Here is an 18,632-nt window from a genome sequence, read left to right on the forward strand (position 1 = left end):
TGAGGATTTATTATGAGTAGAACTATTTTTTGTACTTTCCTAAATAAAGAAGCGGATGGACTTGATTTTCAGTTATATCCAGGAGAGCTTGGAAAACGCATTTTCAATGAGATTTCTAAAGAAGCTTGGGGACAATGGATGGCAAAGCAAACCATGCTTATCAATGAGAAAAAACTCAACACAATGAATCCTGACGATCGCAAATTATTAGAACAAGAGATGGTAAGATTTTTATTTGAAGGCCACGATGTTCATATTGACGGCTACACACCACCTGAAAAATAATATCCATTTTCCAGAGCCATTACGGCTCTGGAGTTTTATTCACCAGAGCGATGCAATAGACCATGAAAAAAATCCTTCTCTTGCTGATTATCGCCCCTCTACTCATCTCATGTAGTAGTAAACCCACTAAAACTTTTGAGCCTGATTACAGCAAAGACACCAATGCCTTCGATATATTAATGGGACAATTTGCCAATAATATCGAGATGATTTGGGGAATGCAGGAAGTATTAATCGCAGGCCCTAAAGACTACGTAAAATATACGGACGCTTATAGAACTCGTAGCCATATTAATTTTGAAGCGGGTACCATCACTATAGAAACCCTAGGGGGTGACGCGCCTCAATTCCAATTACATAAAGCGATTGTCACGACATTGCTTATGGGAGAAGATCCCGGCTCTATCGACCTCTACTCTGATGTAAATAATATCCCCCACAGTACAGAGCCTTTTTTATTAGGACAAGTACTTGATAATACAGGGCAGCCTATACGCTGGGAGTGGCGAGCAAATAAATTTGCAGATTATCTAATTGCCAATAAATTACAAAAACGTCAATCAGGGCTGAACACTATTTGGTATGTCACTATTAACTTAGTACCTAACCACTTAGATAAACGTGCACATAAATATTTACCTTATGTACAGCAAGCTGCGGCGAAGTATGGTGTTGAACCTTCCCTGATCCTTGCCATTATGCAAATTGAATCCAGCTTCAACCCCTATGCGGTAAGTAGCTCAGATGCACTAGGCTTAATGCAAATTATGCCAGCAACAGCCGGACGAGATGTATTTCGTATGCAAGGTAAATCAGGGCAGCCAAGTCGCAGTTACTTATTTGATCCGGCAAATAATATCGATGTTGGTACAGCGTATATCTCGATATTACAAAATAGCTACTTAGGTGACATTAAAGATCCCGTTTCTCGTCGCTATGCGGTGATACAGGCTTACAATGGCGGTGCGGGTAGTGTGTTACGCATCTTCCATAGTGATAAGAAAAAAGCAGCCGCGATGATTAATAACTTAGCGCCAACGGAAGTTTATACGACATTGCGCAATAAACATCCGGCCGACCAATCACGGCGTTATCTTGAAAAGGTAAGCACCGCGCAACGTAACTATCGTTAACCATTATTATGGTTAAAAATAAAGCTTACCCAATCAATTTGGGTAAGCTTTTTTTGTTATCAGTGCCCTACTTTTGTTCACTTCGCTACATTTTTTCTTTATTGCTCTGCGACAACAAAAATCACTTCAGTACTCTTTTTACTCATTCTGTGAAAAAAAGAGTCTTTTATTAATCAATAAGATTAAAAAAACAGCGATTGAACAGTTTTGTGATAAATAACGTTGACGAAGACGGTGAGATCGGGTTTAATACGCCCCGTTGCCCGGATAGCTCAGTCGGTAGAGCAGGGGATTGAAAATCCCCGTGTCCTTGGTTCGATTCCGAGTCCGGGCACCATATTTCTTTTGTTCGTCAGTGAGTTAAGTCACTGAGAGGGCAAACAAAAGCTAAAACATAAGTTTACGCAGATTATCTGTTGTTAAAATGTTATTTAAAGCTTTAAATAAACAGTCTTGCTCAATCAAGGCTGTTTTTTTATTTGTCTCTTTTACTTTCTTTCCTAATCACTGTCAAATCTAGATACGCCTCCTGTTATTCTTATCACATCAATTCCGCTTCAAGTATATCTCGCAAGTTATCAACACTTTCATACCTTATATCAATTAAATATGTCATTAAAGATGCAGCCCTATGCGCTTACCATTTGGTAACGTCACATCTATAGAAAGTTCGCCACCTAAAGCTTTTATATAGCGCTTTAACGTTGATAGCTTTGGATCGTTATCAACATTCTCAAGCTTAGCTATAGAGGGTTGAGAAATACCAAGCGATTGAGCCAACTCTGTTTGCGAAAGGTTTAATTCCTCACGAATTTTAGCGAGTGTGATTTCACGGCGAATTTCTTCTGCTCGGGTTTCAATTTTTGCCAGTGCTTCGGCTGATTGTTTTTTAAGTAGTTTACCTAAAGTGGACATGTTATTTCTCCTGCTCTAATAGAGGTGCAGTATATTCAGCATCGGCTATTTTGATTAATTTCTTATAGAAACGAGTTTCATCTTTCCTTTTTTATCACCAGCACATAGCACAATACCACGGCGAATGAGATCAAATGCAAAACACGCTCTAATTGGATGACCACCAACCTGAATTCTCAGTTCCTTCATATTCGGATATTTTGAACCCTTTAGTGTATCAACTTGAGGGCGACCAAGATTAGGGCCATCCTCACGCAAAAATCATTAACACCGCCAATACTTCAATTTGTATCTCTTCATCTTGTTCTTCAAACCAAGAATCAAACAAATCTCTCGTTAGTATTTCCCACATAAGTCATTATAACCTCTAGATTATATTGTCAATATATTAGTAATTCATAGTGTGTTATGAAAGTCTGGACTTCGATTAACAATTATTATATTTAAAAATATATAAATCTATTTTTATTTAACTTAATAAATTAAATTATTAATGTAATAATATATTCTAAATAATACATTGCCTTATTTTAATATAGCTCTGCTATTTTCTCTCTGTTATACTTTCCTTCTCTTCTCGGACTAGCATATGTATTTATGGGATTAATAATTCAAGAGCAATGTGTTATTGTTGATCATAATTGCCCCGACTGGCTAATAACTCAGTCTGAAGGGAATCCAACTATTGATTATACAGATGGCTTAAAAGTTTATGCTATTTTTAAAAGACAATTCCTTTCAGGTAAAAGAAGACGTAATAGAAAACAACGTCAACTGGGGGATAATTGTCCTTTAATTTATGCTTTGAAAAAAAAGGATGATTTATATACAAATATTTCTAGCATAAAAAAACTCAATGATAGCTTCAAAGTTATTTGTAATAAATTTATGGAATTAGAACCTAAAGGATATCAATTAATAATATCAATGCCTTCAGCCCATAATATTAGCCATATTATCGCAAAACGTTTAGCAAAAAAATTTAATGCCACACATTTAACTGATATTTTAAGAAAAATAACAGTCGATAATGCTTTTCAACTTCTTGATAGAGCGGATGTTAGTATTGAAGAAGCCAAAAGTCTTAGTTTCAAAATTAAATTACAAGCAAAAGAAGTTGGACTTAAAGGAGGGTTTTCACTAAAAAGTATCCCTACTGAGTTTAGGAATATATTTCCACCATTTGTTTTAAACACACAAGCATCATCCAATACTGAAAAAATCAGAATATTACTTGTCGATGATCTTATGGCTACAGGAACAACATTAACTACAGCTAGGGATATCATTGCACAACAGTATCCAAATGCCATTATACATGCTATCTGCCTATTCAGTTCAATAAAAAAACAAAACAAAAAAACTTGATAATATCAAGATAAACGGGTATAAAGGCGTTATAGAGTGTGCTTGAGTCTCCCCGCTCTTAAAATCCAGATGAGACCCGCGTAAGCACCTGACTGAGGTCAGCTTGTAAAGAGCAAGTATCAGTCGATTAGGCAGCGGCTAATCCTTCAACACATATTGTTGTCGTAGAGAAATATCAAAAGGAGAACTTAGGTTCTCCTTTTACTTTTAATCTTATGTGAAAAATTAACAAAGCATTCTTCCTTTCAAATTTCGTTACGACTATTTATCACGCCCTTTATAAATACTTCTTAAAACCCTCTACTGTTACAAAAATGGTCATCCCTATAAAAAAATTGAGTAATCAGAAACTAATTTTGTAATAAAAACACACTATTTACGCCATAAATATACAGAAGAGAGCCTAAACTCTCTCTTTCTGCATCCAATAAATATTTATTTTATTGATTTCAATAAAGTATCAAAAACTTCATTCTGTGATGCTCTAATCCTTTTTCCTTTTGGAGTAATAAAGGTCACTTCTTTTCTACTATGACTACAAGCAGTACTAACTGTACTGCTTGTCTTCACGAGTCTCAATATCAGAACCTCATTCTAAAGCGCTAACGCACGATTGAAAATAAAGTGACTAGCTCCTGCGAAGCACCGCATATTACCCTCCTACTGACCATTTGATATTAATTGGAATTTGAAGGCTTAAAGTTGTTGTATGGATATCATTGTACTTTGGTCTATGACAAAAGAAACTGAGTTAGCCGGAAAACCACACCTTATACCGCGCCCCTGAAAGATGGGTTTTACGACGCACCTGATAAAAACGTCTTAAAGTGTTTTATGACTACACGAATAATTTGATAAAGGGAACATACACTATATTTATAATCAAAATAAAAAATATTTATTATATTTATACAAACAACCAACCCTATACATTCATAATTAAAATATTTTATATTTATTATATTACTATTTATAATATAGACTTAGCGACTATATTAATTATAAGTTCTCTTATTAAAAACAAAACAACAAATAATTAACAAGCAACATATTAATTAAAGGCAAAACTATTCTTAAAATGATATATTTTGATCTATATCACAGTATAATTCGGGTGTTTAATTATATTAATTTATAGTTGTTATATAGGTCTTAATAATTAACGGATGCGAAAATGGAAAATAATAATCGATTTTGGCCACATATAAGACGTATTACACATATAATGATGTTTTCACATCGTTCATGTTTTGATTTTAATCTTTTCAACGCTCAAAGATAATCTCTCTATTGGCATCCATCACGTGGTTTGCATATTACCAGCGTATGGATAGTCAACCTCTTTACCATTATAAATCACATTTTATGTGACTATAATGAATTCTTATTGATCATTCATATTCCTGGTTTTTATGCATAGTAATGTGCAGTTAATTAGTTCTTATTATTGGTAATTTTGCTAAAAACATATTACTAAAATTATAAAAACCATCATTCTATACATTATTTTTATACGTGATGACATAAATATAAACGTGATTTTTATAACTCGACACTCTATCGAGGGAAAAAACTCGCATTTATAAAAATAAAAAACTGAAATATTTTCACTTAATATTTCAGCGGGAACTTTTTACCAAAAAAAGGTATTAAAAATGGAAAGTTATAAAATAGCGGTCAGCTACGACATGTCTGACTATATTTCAACCCACCGTGAATGTGTCGATATTCTACATACTGATTTTTCTGATGTTGCCGTGATTATTATTTCACTTGATGACATTCAGAATGGAAAGCTTAATTTAATTGAAAAAAATAGCTTTGAACAGCCTATTTTTGCCGTTATTAATAAAGATGAAGTTATCCCTGCTAATATTATTAATCGATTAACTGGTGTAATTGATTTAAATAAAAAAAATAGTGAGTTATATAATAAACAACTAGAAACTGCAGCGTTAAAATATGAAGAGAGTCTATTACCTCCTTTTTTCGGCAGCTTAAAAAAATACGTTGAACAAGGAAATTCAGCTTTTGATTGTCCTGGGCATCAAGGAGGTGAATTTTTCCGCCGTCATCCTCTAGGTAACCAATTTGTCGAGTATTTTGGTGAAAACTTATTCCGCTCTGATTTATGTAATGCCGATGTTTCTATGGGTGATCTGCTGATCCACGAAGGTGCCCCATGTGCCGCACAACAACATGCAGCAAAAGTCTTTAATGCCGATAAAACTTATTTCGTTCTTAATGGTACATCTTCCTCCAATAAAGTCGTTCTTAATGCCTTATTGGCACCAGATGACCTAGTATTATTTGATCGTAATAATCATAAATCAAACCATCACGGAGCATTAATTCAAGCAGGAGCAACGCCTGTTTATCTTGAAGCTGCACGTAACCCATTTGGGTTTATCGGTGGGATTGATGCTCACTGTTTTGAAGAAAAATATCTTCGTAAACTCATCAAAGAAGTCGCCCCTACACGTGCAAATGAAAAGCGCCCTTTCCGCCTAGCCGTTATCCAATTAGGTACCTATGACGGAACAATATATAACGCACGTCAGGTAGTCGATAAAATCGGACATTTATGTGACTACATTTTATTTGACTCCGCGTGGGTGGGCTATGAACAGTTTATTCCAATGATGAAAGATTGTTCTCCACTTCTACTAGAACTGAATGAAAACGATCCGGGGATCTTAGTTACACAATCTGTACATAAACAACAAGCGGGATTCTCTCAAACCTCACAGATCCACAAGAAAGATCGCCATATTAAAGGTCAAAAACGCTATGTAAATCATAAACGTCTCAATAACGCCTTTATGATGCATGCCTCTACTAGTCCATTCTATCCATTATTTGCAGCTTTGGATGTGAATGCAAAAATGCATGAAGGTGAGTCAGGTAAACGTTTATGGATGAATTGCGTAAAGACAGGGATTGAAACCCGTAAATTACTCCTGAAATCCTGTAAACATATTCGCCCGTTTATTCCAGAAACTATCGATGGTCGTGCATGGGAAGATTTTGATACTGATGAAATTGCCAATGATCTCCGATTCTTTAATTTTGTTCCGGGAGAGCGCTGGCACTCATTTGAGGGATATGAAGAAAATCAATACTTTGTTGATCCATGTAAATTACTACTAACCACCCCAGGTATTAATGCCAAAACAGGAAAATATGAATCATTTGGTGTTCCTGCCACTATTTTGGCGAACTACCTACGTGAAAATAACATTATTCCTGAAAAATGCGATCTTAACTCCATATTATTCCTGCTAACGCCTGCAGAAAGCATGGCGAAAATGCAGCATCTGGTCGCACAAATTGCTCGCTTTGAACAATTACTGGAACAAGATGCCCCACTGAAAGAGGTACTTCCATCCGTATATCATGCCAACCAAACACGTTATCAAGGATACACCATCCGTCAATTGTGCCAAGAAATGCATGATATGTATGTGAAATTTAATGTAAAACAACTGCAAAAAGAGATGTTCCGTAAATCACATTTCCCACAAGTCAGTATGTTACCTCAAGAAGCCAATATCGCTTTTGTGCGTGGCGAGGTGGAGTTAGTTGCCGTGGAAAAAATTGAAGGCCGTATCGCCGCCGAAGGTGCTCTACCTTATCCACCAGGAGTACTGTGTGTAGTGCCAGGGGAAATTTGGGGTGGCTCTGTACAGCAATATTTTCTAGCGCTAGAAGAAGGAATTAATCTATTCCCGGGATTCTCACCGGAATTACAAGGTGTATATATCCGCAATGATGAGGACGGTCGTCTGCGGGCATATGGCTATGTAATTAAGCACTGAGTTAATTAATTTATGCGTGACGGAGTGTGAATAAGCATGCTCCGTCAGCCGGAGAGTAAAACGATGAGTACTTCAAAAAATAAAATGAGTGTATTGCAACTCACTATATTAACTGCGGTGAATATGATGGGTTCCGGTATTATTATGTTACCGACCAAGCTAGCCGAAGTAGGAACCATTTCTATTTTATCTTGGATTGTCACTGCAGTCGGCTCTATGGCTCTGGCCTATGCATTTGCTAAATGCGGTATGTTTAGCCGCCGTAGCGGAGGAATGGGAGGGTATGCCGAGTATGCCTTTGGCAAATCGGGGAATTTTATGGCCAATTATACCTATGGTATTTCCCTGTTAATTGCCAATGTCGCTATCGCAATTTCTGCTGTGGGTTATGGTGCCGAACTGATGGATGCGACAATGACTCCGTTAGGTATTTGTATTGCAACGATTGTTGTATTGTGGATCTGCACAATAGCAAATTTTGGTGGTGCGCGGATCACCGGACAAATAAGCAGCATCACTGTCTGGGGGGTGATCATCCCTGTTGTGGGTATTTCAATTATTGGCTGGTGGTGGTTCAATCCTGAACAATACATTAACTCTTGGAATCCACATAATTTTCCATTCTTTGAAGCAGTAGGCTCTTCTATTGCCATGACCTTATGGGCATTTTTAGGTATGGAATCAGCTTGTGCCAATAGTGAAGCGGTTGAAAATCCTGAAAAGAATGTTCCTATTGCTGTATTAGGTGGCACATTAGGTGCAGCCGTTATTTATATCGTATCAACAAATGTTATCGCAGGTATTGTGCCAAATATGGATCTGGCAAACTCTACCGCGCCATTTGGCTTAGCCTTCTCCCAAATGTTTACCCCAGGTGTTGGGAAAATCATTATGGCGCTAATGATTATGTCTTGTTGTGGATCTTTACTTGGCTGGCAGTTCACCATCGCACAAGTATTTAAGGCGTCATCAGATTCTGGTTATTTTCCAAAAATATTTTCTGCAGTTAGCAAAGCTGATGCCCCGGTAAAAGGAATGTTAGTTATTGTTGTTATTCAATCTGCACTGTCACTGATGACCATCAGCCCATCATTAAATAAACAGTTTAATGTACTCGTCAATCTAGCAGTTGTGACTAATATTATTCCTTACATCCTTTCTATGGCGGCAATGATTATTTTACAAAAAGTCGCCAAAGTGGAACCTCATAAAGCGAGAACCAGTAATATCATCGCATTCATTGGGGCGATTTATAGTTTCTATGCTCTGTATTCATCTGGTGAAGACGCCGTAATGTGGGGGGCATTAGCCACATTCTTGGGATGGACACTATATGGTTTTGTCTCCCCACGATTTGAAATGAAACAAAACCAAGACCTAATGACAAAATAACACACGCTATTCGTTATATTCCTCCCGCATAAAATTTCAGCGGGAGGGACTTTTCTCACAACAAAATAATCAGCATTGACAGGTACTCAATAAGCTACCTGTATGCTCCCCTGTCGTGGAGATAGCAAAATGATGATATCAGAAATCACCAAACCGAAACGAGGACGTCCCCCCAAAAATCATAGTCCTAATACAGATGTAAAAAATATAGTTATTCAAAGTGGTATAGAAATGTTTGCTGAAAAAGGCTATATCAGTTCAGACATTTGTAAGATATTAGAAAAAGTTGGTATCCCGAAAGGATCATTTTATTATTACTTTGGTAGTAAAGAAAAATTTGGTTTAGTCGTCATCCAACATTATGACAACTTTATTTCTAAGCAACTAGATAACTATTTGTCTTATACTGCATTACCTTTCCCCAAAAGACTATTAGCATTTTGTCACATGATAAAATCAGAAATGGAAAAGTATCATTGGCAACGAGGATGCTTAGTAAGTAATCTCATACAAGATATTGTTAATTTACCCATTAGCTATTATAAAATACTGAATAATGTGATTTCTGGATGGCAGAAAAAGGTAGAAAATTATCTTCTAGAAGCACAAAAATATAAGTTTATATCTAAAAACATTGATTGTAGACAAATGGCTATTTTTTTCTGGATGGGTTGGCAAGGAGCAATAATGCAAGCAAAACTAACCCGCTCTAATCAGCCACTAGATATATTTATCTCTATTTTTATGGCGCAGGTGTTTGATATTCCTCAACATGAACTAGAAATTACTAAAAATAGAATAATTTAATATCTCTATACTTAATATACTGAGTTTATAATTAACTAATAGTTAACTATTATTTATAACAGAAAATTAGATTTATATATTCAAATGATAAATATATCATCATCTAAATAATATATTGAATTAAAAACTGTTTCGTGAGAGAAAATATATACTAAAACTCAACTTTAAACATCCATGTAAAAATCTTCTTATTTAATAAATAGTATATAGGTAATAGCTTGATAACAGGTCATAACTGCTTCTATGATAGTTATGACCTCAAAAATTATTACCGCTCTTGTAATGCCTGCTTCATTCTTGTTATAGGTTTAATCAAATATTGGAAAACCGTTTTCTCACCTGTTTTAATATCAACACTGGCGATCATACCCGGAATAACAGGAAGCTCTTTTCCATTTTTATCCGTAAGATGACTGCTTTGAGTTGTGACCAATACGCGATAAAAAGCTTCATCTTGATTAAGTTTTAAATCACTAGGTCTTTTTTGATCATGCAATGTATCTGGGCTTACCAAAGTCACGACGCCTTCTAACCCACCATAAATCGCATAATCATAAGCAGTCAATTTTACTAATGCAGGCATACCAGCACGTACATAGGCCACATCTCGAGGACTAATATAAGCTTCAACTAATAACTGATCTTCTAAAGGAACAATTTCCATTATATCCTGCCCTGCTGAAATTACTCCACCAACTGTATTAATACGGATATTTTTCACAATACCTCTTAATGGTGCACGTATTAAAGCACGTTCAACAGGATCAGCTCGCCCTGCCATATTTTCCCTTGCTTGAGCTAATTCCGCTTCTGTTTTAACTAATTCAGCCCCAGCTTCAGTTAAATATTTATTTTTCTTTTCATCTATTTGTAATTGAATATCGGCTGATTGCCTCTCCATTCTTAATAATTCCACAGCAGACATTGCACCTTGTGCAACTATTGGCTTAGTGATAGAAATTTCTCGGTCTAACAATGCTTTACTTTGTTGTAAATTGTCTATTCCTGATTTCAATGCGTCTTTACGTATCTTGTATACTGTTGTTTCACGAGTTACTAATTCTGTTGATAAACCTTCTGGAAAGCTAAGCTCAGTAGAATAAGCCTCCGCTTTAAGTCGTGCTCGTATTGCTTCTAGATTAGCAACTTTTGCTTCACTTTCTCTTAAGATAGCCGATGTTCGAGTATCATCTAACGTTAATAATACTTGACCTTTTTCAACTATATCCCCTTCTTTAACTTGCATACTTTTTAATATGCCAGCATCCAATGTTTGGATTATCTGCTCGCGACTGCTAGGAATAATACTGCCTTGACCACGAGTTACCTCTTCAAGATTACTATTCCATGCCCAAATAACGAAAATAACCATAAAGATCAGCAATATTGTGATCATCATAAAACTTTTATGATGTTTTTCATTCTGAAGTGCTGCATGCAAGTCATTTAGAAGTGCTAAGTCCTTATTAGAAAGAACCTCTTTAGTATGACTTGAAGGCATCAGGTGTTTTTTATTTAGTTCATTCATTTCACATTCCCAATCTTACTTAGCTATTTTGGTTTTTTGAGTGAGCAGTTATTTGTTTTTCTGTTTCATTTTTAGCTAACTGCTGTAAAACCGCATCTCTGGGACCATCCATCACAACTTTGCCGTTATCAACAACAATTATTCGATTGACAATACTCAGTACCTGAGGTCGATGAGTAACAACCAATAATGTCTTTGAGCGACACCATGCTGAAATGGCATTTAATGCCTGAATTTCTGAATATTGATCAAGCCCCGTTGTTGGTTCATCAAGTAAAACAATTTTGGGATTTCTCAACGTCATTCTAGCCAAAGCAACAATTTGTTTTTGTCCACCAGAAAGACCTAACCCATTTTCTCCCAAGGACATATCTAATCCCCTAGGATGTTTTTTAATAACTTTATCCAAACCAAACCGCTTCAGTGCCACAATCAAATCTTGATCACTAGAGAAGCCATCCATACGGGCTAAATCAAGATTTTCTCTTAAACTACCTAAAAATAACCTTGGCTCTTGTTCTAATAACAAAACCTGATTACGCAAATAATGAGGATCTATTTGGCGAATATCGACATCATCTAGTGTGATACTCCCTTGCTCTGCAGGATATAACCCAGCTGCTAATTTTAAAGTCGTTGATTTACCACTGCCAATACGCCCAAGTATTCCAACTTTTTCACCTGGCTTTATTTCAAATGATAAATTTTTCACTACACTGCTACTATCTTGGTTATAAGCAAATGAAACATTTTGGAATTTTATATTTCCATTTATTTGTTTTAACGTAATATATTTCCTAGCTGGTTCACGTTCTGATGGTCGCTCAACAATGCCATTAACACCTTTTAATGCGACCCAAGCCTGTTGAAAGCGCACGGCTAACCCCGCAATCTGTCCTAATGGTGATAACGCTCTACCAGATAAAATAACCGTTGCGATTAACGCCCCCATTGTAATTTTACTTGCAGGATCATCGCTATGAATCAAATAAGTACCAATAATAACTAAAAATATCGTATTTAACTGTTGCATCATTACTGCAAAATAAATAACAAAATTACTGATGTTTTTAACTTTCATTGATGAAGATGCTGTTTTTGCTGTGTAATAATCCCAACGCTTTTGCGCCCAATTCATGGCATTATTCGTTTTTAATGTTTCTATGCCTTCAATCGCTTCTACAGCTAATCCTTGCCTTTGAGATGATTCCTTCATCGATTCATTAATATATTTGGATAAAGGGATCTGAGCTAAAAGTCCGACAATAATAACCAATGGAATTATCGTAAGTGGCACAAAAGCTAAATAGCCTCCAACAAGCGCAATTACAGATACAAATAAAATTAAAAAAGGCATATCAACTAATGTTAATAAACTCGCGCTCGTCATAAAATCACGGACAGATTCAAAATCTCGTAAATTATTAACATAGGAGCCAGATGATATAGGTTTTTCCTGTAACTTAAGATTTGTGACCTTTCTAAATAAAGCAGAACTGATAATTAAATCAGCTTTCTTACCAGCAATATCAGTTAACCGGCCTCGGAGCATTTTAGCTGTAAATTCAAATAATATTGCAATAATTACCCCGATACTTAAAACCCAGAGTGTTTGATATGATTTATTAGGTATTACTCTGTCATAAACATTCATGACGTATAATGAACTAACAAGTGCCAAAAAATTAATAACAAAAGTAGCAAGAATGATTTGATAGTAATACTTTTTAAAGCGCCATATAACTTTAAAAAACCATGCTTTAGGCATCGTATATTCAGGCAATTCTGAACGAACATCTTCTGTAATACGTGGCTTAATGAACCAGCAATAACCTAAATATTTTTCACTTAATTCAGATTGTGTTAACCATATAGATAAACCATCTACTTGCTGAATTTTATATTTACGTTGTCCAGTTTCATCAAATGAAACTTCGGTTAAAACAGCACTCTCTTCATTTTTTAATAATAATAATACTGGCATAGCTAGAGAGGGAATATCATCTAATAATCGTTGTGATAATGTATTTTCAAATCCTTCACTTTTCAGATATTCAACCAGTGATGAAAAATCAATTCCCATCTTTGTAGTACGGATTGTATGTGCAGTCAGTGTAGCCACAGATAAATGTGTGCCTAATAACTGGGTTGTAAGAGAAAGACCTTCTATGATCAATTTCATAACTACAATATTTACCTTAATTTATTAGTGAGTGTGTGAATTAAGTGCCCAGTGCGAAAGTTTTCCTTGTGCATACAAATAATCAAGCATCCCGTACCTAAGATCACTCAATGTCGTGGCATAAGATAATTCAACATCAGATAACTCTTTTTCTGCATTCAAAACATCTAACAAAGAACGGCGTGCAACATTAAATTGCAATTGATAAAAATCGACTACTTTTGTCGATGATAAAATTTGTGCATCTAATATCTTCAATTTTTGAGTACTTTTTTGGATATTAATTACTGATAAACGTCTTGCTTCTTCAATATCTCTAATCACTCTATCCATTCTCTGTTGTGCCGCGTTTAACTGACTTACTTTTTCATCAATAGAATATAATGATGAAAAATTAATAATGTCCCATGTCACATCAATGCCTATCTGACGATCATCTTTAGTTATATTTCCAGTTAAATTAATTCTTGGTAATTGTTTTTTATTTTCTACTTTAACGCCCATTTTTTTAGCATCGATATCAGCCTGACTCACGAGATAAGCTGGATTTTGATTATTATTTTCCGCAGTGAATTCGCTATACATATCACTGACCGTCATTCCATCAAAAGGATTGACAAGATCGCTTTCACCAACGGGGAAACCCGTATATTTTGATAACGTACTTAACGTTGTCATTAATTCTTTTTCATAATAGTTAATATCTTGTTCTACTAATATTTTTCTTGCTTCTGCCTGAACATATTCAGAAACACGCCCTTCATCATTACGGGCTATCACATTTAATTCAGATATAATCTTATTATGTCTATCTAAACTTTTTTTCTTTACCGCAATAGATTCTTTAGCTAGCAATGCTTTTAAATAGAGATCTGATATGGTGTAAGCGACATTTTCTTTCGTTTCGCTATATTTAAATTGATAATAGAGTTGTTCTTTTTCATTACGTTCAACATCATTTTCTATTCCACCGAAAGAATAGATATTTAATTCACCTCTTAATCCTGGAATAAAACTATTATTGTCATAGTCGCTTTTATCTCTATGATATTGTCCTAATAATTTATTTCCAGTTACGCTTATTACGGGAAAATGTTGAGCTCTAGTCTGATTAACTTTTGCAACGGCTATATCTATATCAGCTTTAGCTTCTAATAACTCCGGTGCATTATTTAATGAATTATTTAATATATACTTTAAAGAGTTTGCATGTGAATTAAATAATACACCTCCTAAAATAACAAACGTTATTATTTTGAGTTTATTTATAGAAAACACAGATATTACCTCTAATAAGAAAATATAATCTAAATATAAAAGTTTTATGATTAGATAATAAGGCTGCCCGAAAGAGCAGCCTTAGATTTAATTACAACAGATAATTAAATAACGCCTCCATTATCGATAATATTATTATCAATATAGACATTAGCACCACTTGCACTGCTATAAAGAGTGTAAGTATGTTCAGTACCATCTAATGCGGTTGCTTTTGTTGTAGTGGCAGTAGCTGTAAATGTACCTAAACCTCCAGCACCATCGGCACCTAAATCCACCTTATCATTAGCATCACCGGAAATATAAATCGTTGAATTTGCATTCATTCCCAACACATCAGATGCGGTTAACTTAATAGTCTGAGAGCTATTGTCCACTTTCAACTCACTGTTAACCGTCATATCGACTTTTTCGAAATTAGCAATACCTTCATCAGTCTTAGTGGCCATATTTACCGTAATCGTACCTGATAAGACTAAAGTATCAGTTCCCTCTCCCCCATTAATATATCCCTGATTACCTATAGGTGAAGGATCATAATCTTTTGTCAAAATCACAGTATCATCGCCAGCACCCGCATCAACTGTCAGATTTTTACCAATTGTGCCTAATTTTATGGTGTCATTGCCATCTTCACCATTCACTAATGTCGCGCTAACAGAATCCCCCATAACACCAGCAGTAGCATCAAACACATCATCTCCTGCCCCTAGTGAAATAGTTGTGTTATACGCACCTTCAGTGACAGTAACCGTATCATTGCCATCCCCCATAGAAACAGTGGCACCACCATAAATCCACCCAGCAGTTAGAGTGTCTGTATTATCACCAACAGAAACATTACCAGTCAGATTTTTAGTGATAGTGATATTATCACTACCATATCCACCTAAAATTTCACCGGAGACAGAACCATAAATAGTGACAGTATTAACATCTGTGACCGCATCAATGTTATTGTCATTACCTAAGCTTAAATTACTGCCATCCTGATAAACAGAAAGATACTCATTTGGCATATTTGACTTATCTTGAGTACCACTACCCAGATCTAATAAACCGGACAATTCGGTATTATTTTGATCATTGGCATCACCTTGAGTAAAGGTATCACTACCTGAGCCAAGATAGATTTGACCAGCATTGGTTACCCCTGTACGTTTAATCGTAACGGTATCATTACCAGATTCCATAAAGAGATAACTACCAGCATACATAGAACGTAACGCTGTATTCATGCCGTCCATAGTAAAGGTATCATTACCTTCACCAGCATAGACTCGTGTATTGGTTAACATATTACCGCGGATCACCATCAGGTCATCACCAGCACCTAAATCAACAGTTGTAATACTTTGATTACCATCTGTTTTTGTGCCATCAGGTCCATTATCCTGCGAGTTAGCAAGATTGCTGTATGATGAAGTTTCGCTACCATCCTGATAATAACCAACATAAATCGTATCATTGTAATCTGTCGTTAGCTTAGGATCTTTTTTACCGCTATCAACTCCGATGGTATATCCAAAGTCCCCATTTTCAGCCACTGATGAGGATAATGAATACTTCAGTGTAAAATCGCCGTCCAGATTACGTAATGAAATAGGGTTGCCATCATAAATAACCCCCGTAGCAGAAGCACCTGCATTATTTGCTGTATCAGTTACAGCGGTAGCGTTATTAGATGTTCCCGTAATGGTTGCAACAACTTTCTCCATACCTTCAGCATTAAATGCATTTTGGTTAGCTTCCATTGTTGGATCAACTATAAATGAAACACTCTTAGATCCAGCAGGAATAACAACCGTTACAGTTGAAGCTCCATCATAGGTTACTTTACCAGTGTCCCCATGTAGGGCGATTTTCCCATCATGCTGAGAGCCTGCAAGCGTTGAATAATCCGGCGCACTTGCATGACCTGCATCATTTGTTAAGGTTATGGTTACGGTCACATCCTGTGCTGCAACATAATCTAGAGCAACGGTATATACTAATCCGGTAGTATCATCCTTGTCCTCTATTGTTGCAGGAACTTCTGTTATTTCACCCGAAACAGAAGCATCAGCACTAATCTTATCTCCATTGTCATTTACTGATGTTGTATCAACACTAATACTCACTGTCGGTAGCACATCTGTTTTGGACGTTGCTGTTGCTGGAGCACTTTCATTACCGCTTGGATCTTTAGCTATTGCGGTTACTTCACTGTTATCTTTTACATTATCAGATGGAATAGCGGTGTTATTGCCCTGACTGTCTGGGATCAAATTAGGATCACTAGATGTCCAACCATTATCCCCTTTCTCCATTGTTACAGTCTGTTTATCCCCTTTTTCATCTTCAAAGGTAATTTCTACCGTATCGCCTTTGTTGGCATCCCCTGGCAGTTCAACAGAAACAGAGCCATTATCCTCAGCATTTAATACAGGGGTAGATGGGGCAACGGTATCTACAGTGAAGTCCGTTGCTTTACCTTCACCACTCGTGTTACCTGCGGGATCTGTAATTTCTGCTTTAACAGAATAATTACCATCCGGGGTTGCTTTATCTGCAGGGATAGTCACATCGGCTTTACCTGCCGTCACTTCATCTGCAGTCAGTGTGTGTTCAACGGTGTCGGTTGAGCCGTCTGGTTTAGTAATAGTGAGTGTCAGTGTGTCACCTGCCGCACTACCTCCCGGTACAGTCACTTCGGTCTGTACGCCATCTTTTAGCTCGTCAGCATTTACCCCGTCCGTAGCTTCTGGAATGGTCACTACAGGTGTTGTATCCACCACACCATCACCGTCTGTGTCTCCCGGAATTTGCGTATCAACCATAAAGTCCGTAGGTTTACCCTGACCACTGGTATTACCCGCTGGATCAGTAATTTCTGCGGTAACAGAATAGTTACCGTCTGCTGTCACTTTATCTGCGGGAATTGTCACATCGGCTTTACCTGCCGTCACTTCATCTGCAGTCAGTGTGTGTTCAACAGTATCAGTTGATCCATCTGGTTTGGTAATAGTGAGTGTCAGTGTGTCACCTGCCGCACTCCCCCCCGGTACAGTCACTTCGGTCTGTACGCCATCTTTTAGCTCGTCAGCATTTACCCCGTCAGTGGCTTCTGGAATGGTCACCACCGGTGTGGTATCCACCGTACCATCACCATCTGTATCGCCCGGAATTTGTCCATCAACAGCAAAATCTACTTTGTTTCCTGGTTTGACTGGATTATTACCTTGAGTTAAGCTGACATCGACACTGTTTTGGCCGTTTTGTACCGCATCTTTAGGAATATCAACAGATACTTTACCCGCAGCAGCTTCATCTTTAGTGACTGTATGCGTTACGGTTTCAGTGGTTTTGTCTGGGCGAGTGACCGTTAAGGTGATTTCCGCCCCTTCAACCGTACCCGCTGGCAAGGTAACTTCCGCTTGTAAGCCGTCTTTCAGTTCATCCGCATTCGCATAACCATCAGCCACTTCTGGGATAGTCAGTACAGGCGCATCAGCGACACCGTCCGTTTTCGAGGTCACCGTTGATGGGTCACTTTCGTTGCCACTCGGATCTTTGGCAATCCCTGTTACTTCACTGTTGTCTTTTACATTATCCGCAGGAATAGTCGCTTTATCGCCGTTGCTGTCTGGGATCAACGCCGGTGTATCAGATGTCCAACCGTTATCCCCTTTTTCTAAGGTAACCGTGTGCTTATCACCCTTTTCATCTTCAAAGGTAATTTCTACCGTATCACCTTTATTGGCATCTGTTGGTAAGTCAACTGAAACCGAACCATCGTCCTCTGCTTTTAATACAGGAGCCGACGGTGCCACTGTATCGACAGCAAAGTCAGTAGGTTTACCTTGACCACTGGTATTACCTGCCGGATCAGTAATTTCTGCGGTAACAGAATAGTTACCATCTGCTGTCACTTTATCTGCGGGGAT

General features: G+C 36.9%; 12 protein-coding genes, 1 tRNA gene and 1 pseudogene. 8 read left to right on the top strand and 6 right to left on the bottom strand.

What is annotated here, in order from left to right:
* Window positions 1-12 precede the first annotated feature (12 nt).
* From AACV01_RS11230 to AACV01_RS11240, 3 genes are all read left to right on the top strand, one after another.
* Window positions 13-285, top strand: coding sequence for an oxidative damage protection protein (locus AACV01_RS11230; RefSeq protein ID WP_004244837.1), 273 nt, complete (start codon window positions 13-15; stop codon window positions 283-285).
* Between the two features lie 62 nt (window positions 286-347).
* Complete coding sequence (mltC, locus tag AACV01_RS11235; protein ID WP_004244838.1) at window positions 348-1,418, top strand: membrane-bound lytic murein transglycosylase MltC; 1,071 nt, start codon at window positions 348-350, stop codon at window positions 1,416-1,418.
* Between the two features lie 261 nt (window positions 1,419-1,679).
* Window positions 1,680-1,755: transfer RNA gene (locus tag AACV01_RS11240), tRNA-Phe, on the top strand.
* A 278-nt stretch (window positions 1,756-2,033) separates the two neighbouring features.
* On the opposite strand, the gene AACV01_RS11245 is transcribed toward AACV01_RS11240, so the two are convergent.
* Together AACV01_RS11245 and AACV01_RS11250 are read right to left on the bottom strand one after the other, a co-directional pair.
* On the bottom strand, window positions 2,034-2,333 hold the full coding sequence (locus tag AACV01_RS11245) for a helix-turn-helix domain-containing protein (protein ID WP_046335079.1): 300 nt from the start codon (window positions 2,331-2,333) through the stop codon (window positions 2,034-2,036).
* Window position 2,334: 1 nt separating this feature from the next.
* Window positions 2,335-2,685 (bottom strand): annotated as a pseudogene (locus tag AACV01_RS11250) (type II toxin-antitoxin system RelE/ParE family toxin).
* A 245-nt stretch (window positions 2,686-2,930) separates the two neighbouring features.
* Between AACV01_RS11250 and AACV01_RS11255 the strand changes: the two are divergent.
* The 5 genes from AACV01_RS11255 to AACV01_RS11275 all read left to right on the top strand — a co-directional run bounded on the left by AACV01_RS11255 (window position 2,931) and on the right by AACV01_RS11275 (window position 9,718).
* Window positions 2,931-3,701, top strand: coding sequence for a phosphoribosyltransferase (locus tag AACV01_RS11255; protein WP_046335078.1), 771 nt, complete (start codon window positions 2,931-2,933; stop codon window positions 3,699-3,701).
* Between the two features lie 1,174 nt (window positions 3,702-4,875).
* Window positions 4,876-4,983, top strand: a complete 108-nt coding sequence (speFL, locus tag AACV01_RS11260) for a leader peptide SpeFL (protein WP_107034653.1) — start codon at window positions 4,876-4,878, stop codon at window positions 4,981-4,983.
* 373 nt (window positions 4,984-5,356) lie between these two features.
* Window positions 5,357-7,519, top strand: coding sequence for an ornithine decarboxylase SpeF (speF, locus tag AACV01_RS11265; protein ID WP_161682925.1), 2,163 nt, complete (start codon window positions 5,357-5,359; stop codon window positions 7,517-7,519).
* Between the two features lie 63 nt (window positions 7,520-7,582).
* Window positions 7,583-8,911: a putrescine-ornithine antiporter gene (gene potE / locus AACV01_RS11270; RefSeq protein ID WP_004247370.1), complete on the top strand. Its 1,329-nt coding sequence runs from the start codon at window positions 7,583-7,585 to the stop codon at window positions 8,909-8,911.
* A gap of 129 nt (window positions 8,912-9,040) precedes the next feature.
* Window positions 9,041-9,718: a TetR/AcrR family transcriptional regulator gene (locus AACV01_RS11275; protein WP_036932345.1), complete on the top strand. Its 678-nt coding sequence runs from the start codon at window positions 9,041-9,043 to the stop codon at window positions 9,716-9,718.
* 268 nt (window positions 9,719-9,986) lie between these two features.
* On the opposite strand, the gene AACV01_RS11280 is transcribed toward AACV01_RS11275, so the two are convergent.
* The 4 genes from AACV01_RS11280 to AACV01_RS11295 all read right to left on the bottom strand — a co-directional run bounded on the left by AACV01_RS11280 (window position 9,987) and on the right by AACV01_RS11295 (window position 18,632).
* Window positions 9,987-11,246 (bottom strand): HlyD family type I secretion periplasmic adaptor subunit, encoded by a 1,260-nt coding sequence (locus AACV01_RS11280; protein WP_001985443.1) that lies wholly within the window; start codon window positions 11,244-11,246, stop codon window positions 9,987-9,989.
* Window positions 11,247-11,265: 19 nt separating this feature from the next.
* Window positions 11,266-13,428 (bottom strand): type I secretion system permease/ATPase, encoded by a 2,163-nt coding sequence (locus tag AACV01_RS11285; RefSeq protein ID WP_161682927.1) that lies wholly within the window; start codon window positions 13,426-13,428, stop codon window positions 11,266-11,268.
* A 24-nt stretch (window positions 13,429-13,452) separates the two neighbouring features.
* A complete protein-coding gene (locus tag AACV01_RS11290; protein ID WP_020945289.1) occupies window positions 13,453-14,706 on the bottom strand; it encodes a TolC family protein in 1,254 nt (417 codons plus the stop codon).
* 104 nt (window positions 14,707-14,810) lie between these two features.
* A complete protein-coding gene (locus tag AACV01_RS11295; protein WP_337247713.1) occupies window positions 14,811-18,632 on the bottom strand; it encodes a beta strand repeat-containing protein in 3,822 nt (1,273 codons plus the stop codon).

This window comes from Proteus sp. G2609, from assembly GCF_963896135.1.
GTDB lineage: Bacteria > Pseudomonadota > Gammaproteobacteria > Enterobacterales > Enterobacteriaceae > Proteus > Proteus mirabilis.

Coding starts and splice junctions, on each gene's coding strand:
- AACV01_RS11230 (WP_004244837.1), top strand. CDS start 13: ATGAGTAGAACTATTTTTTGTACTTTCCTAAATAAAGAAGCGGATGGA.
- mltC (WP_004244838.1), top strand. CDS start 348: ATGAAAAAAATCCTTCTCTTGCTGATTATCGCCCCTCTACTCATCTCA.
- AACV01_RS11245 (WP_046335079.1), bottom strand. CDS start 2,333: ATGTCCACTTTAGGTAAACTACTTAAAAAACAATCAGCCGAAGCACTG.
- AACV01_RS11255 (WP_046335078.1), top strand. CDS start 2,931: ATGGGATTAATAATTCAAGAGCAATGTGTTATTGTTGATCATAATTGC.
- speFL (WP_107034653.1), top strand. CDS start 4,876: ATGGAAAATAATAATCGATTTTGGCCACATATAAGACGTATTACACAT.
- speF (WP_161682925.1), top strand. CDS start 5,357: ATGGAAAGTTATAAAATAGCGGTCAGCTACGACATGTCTGACTATATT.
- potE (WP_004247370.1), top strand. CDS start 7,583: ATGAGTACTTCAAAAAATAAAATGAGTGTATTGCAACTCACTATATTA.
- AACV01_RS11275 (WP_036932345.1), top strand. CDS start 9,041: ATGATGATATCAGAAATCACCAAACCGAAACGAGGACGTCCCCCCAAA.
- AACV01_RS11280 (WP_001985443.1), bottom strand. CDS start 11,246: ATGAATGAACTAAATAAAAAACACCTGATGCCTTCAAGTCATACTAAA.
- AACV01_RS11285 (WP_161682927.1), bottom strand. CDS start 13,428: ATGAAATTGATCATAGAAGGTCTTTCTCTTACAACCCAGTTATTAGGC.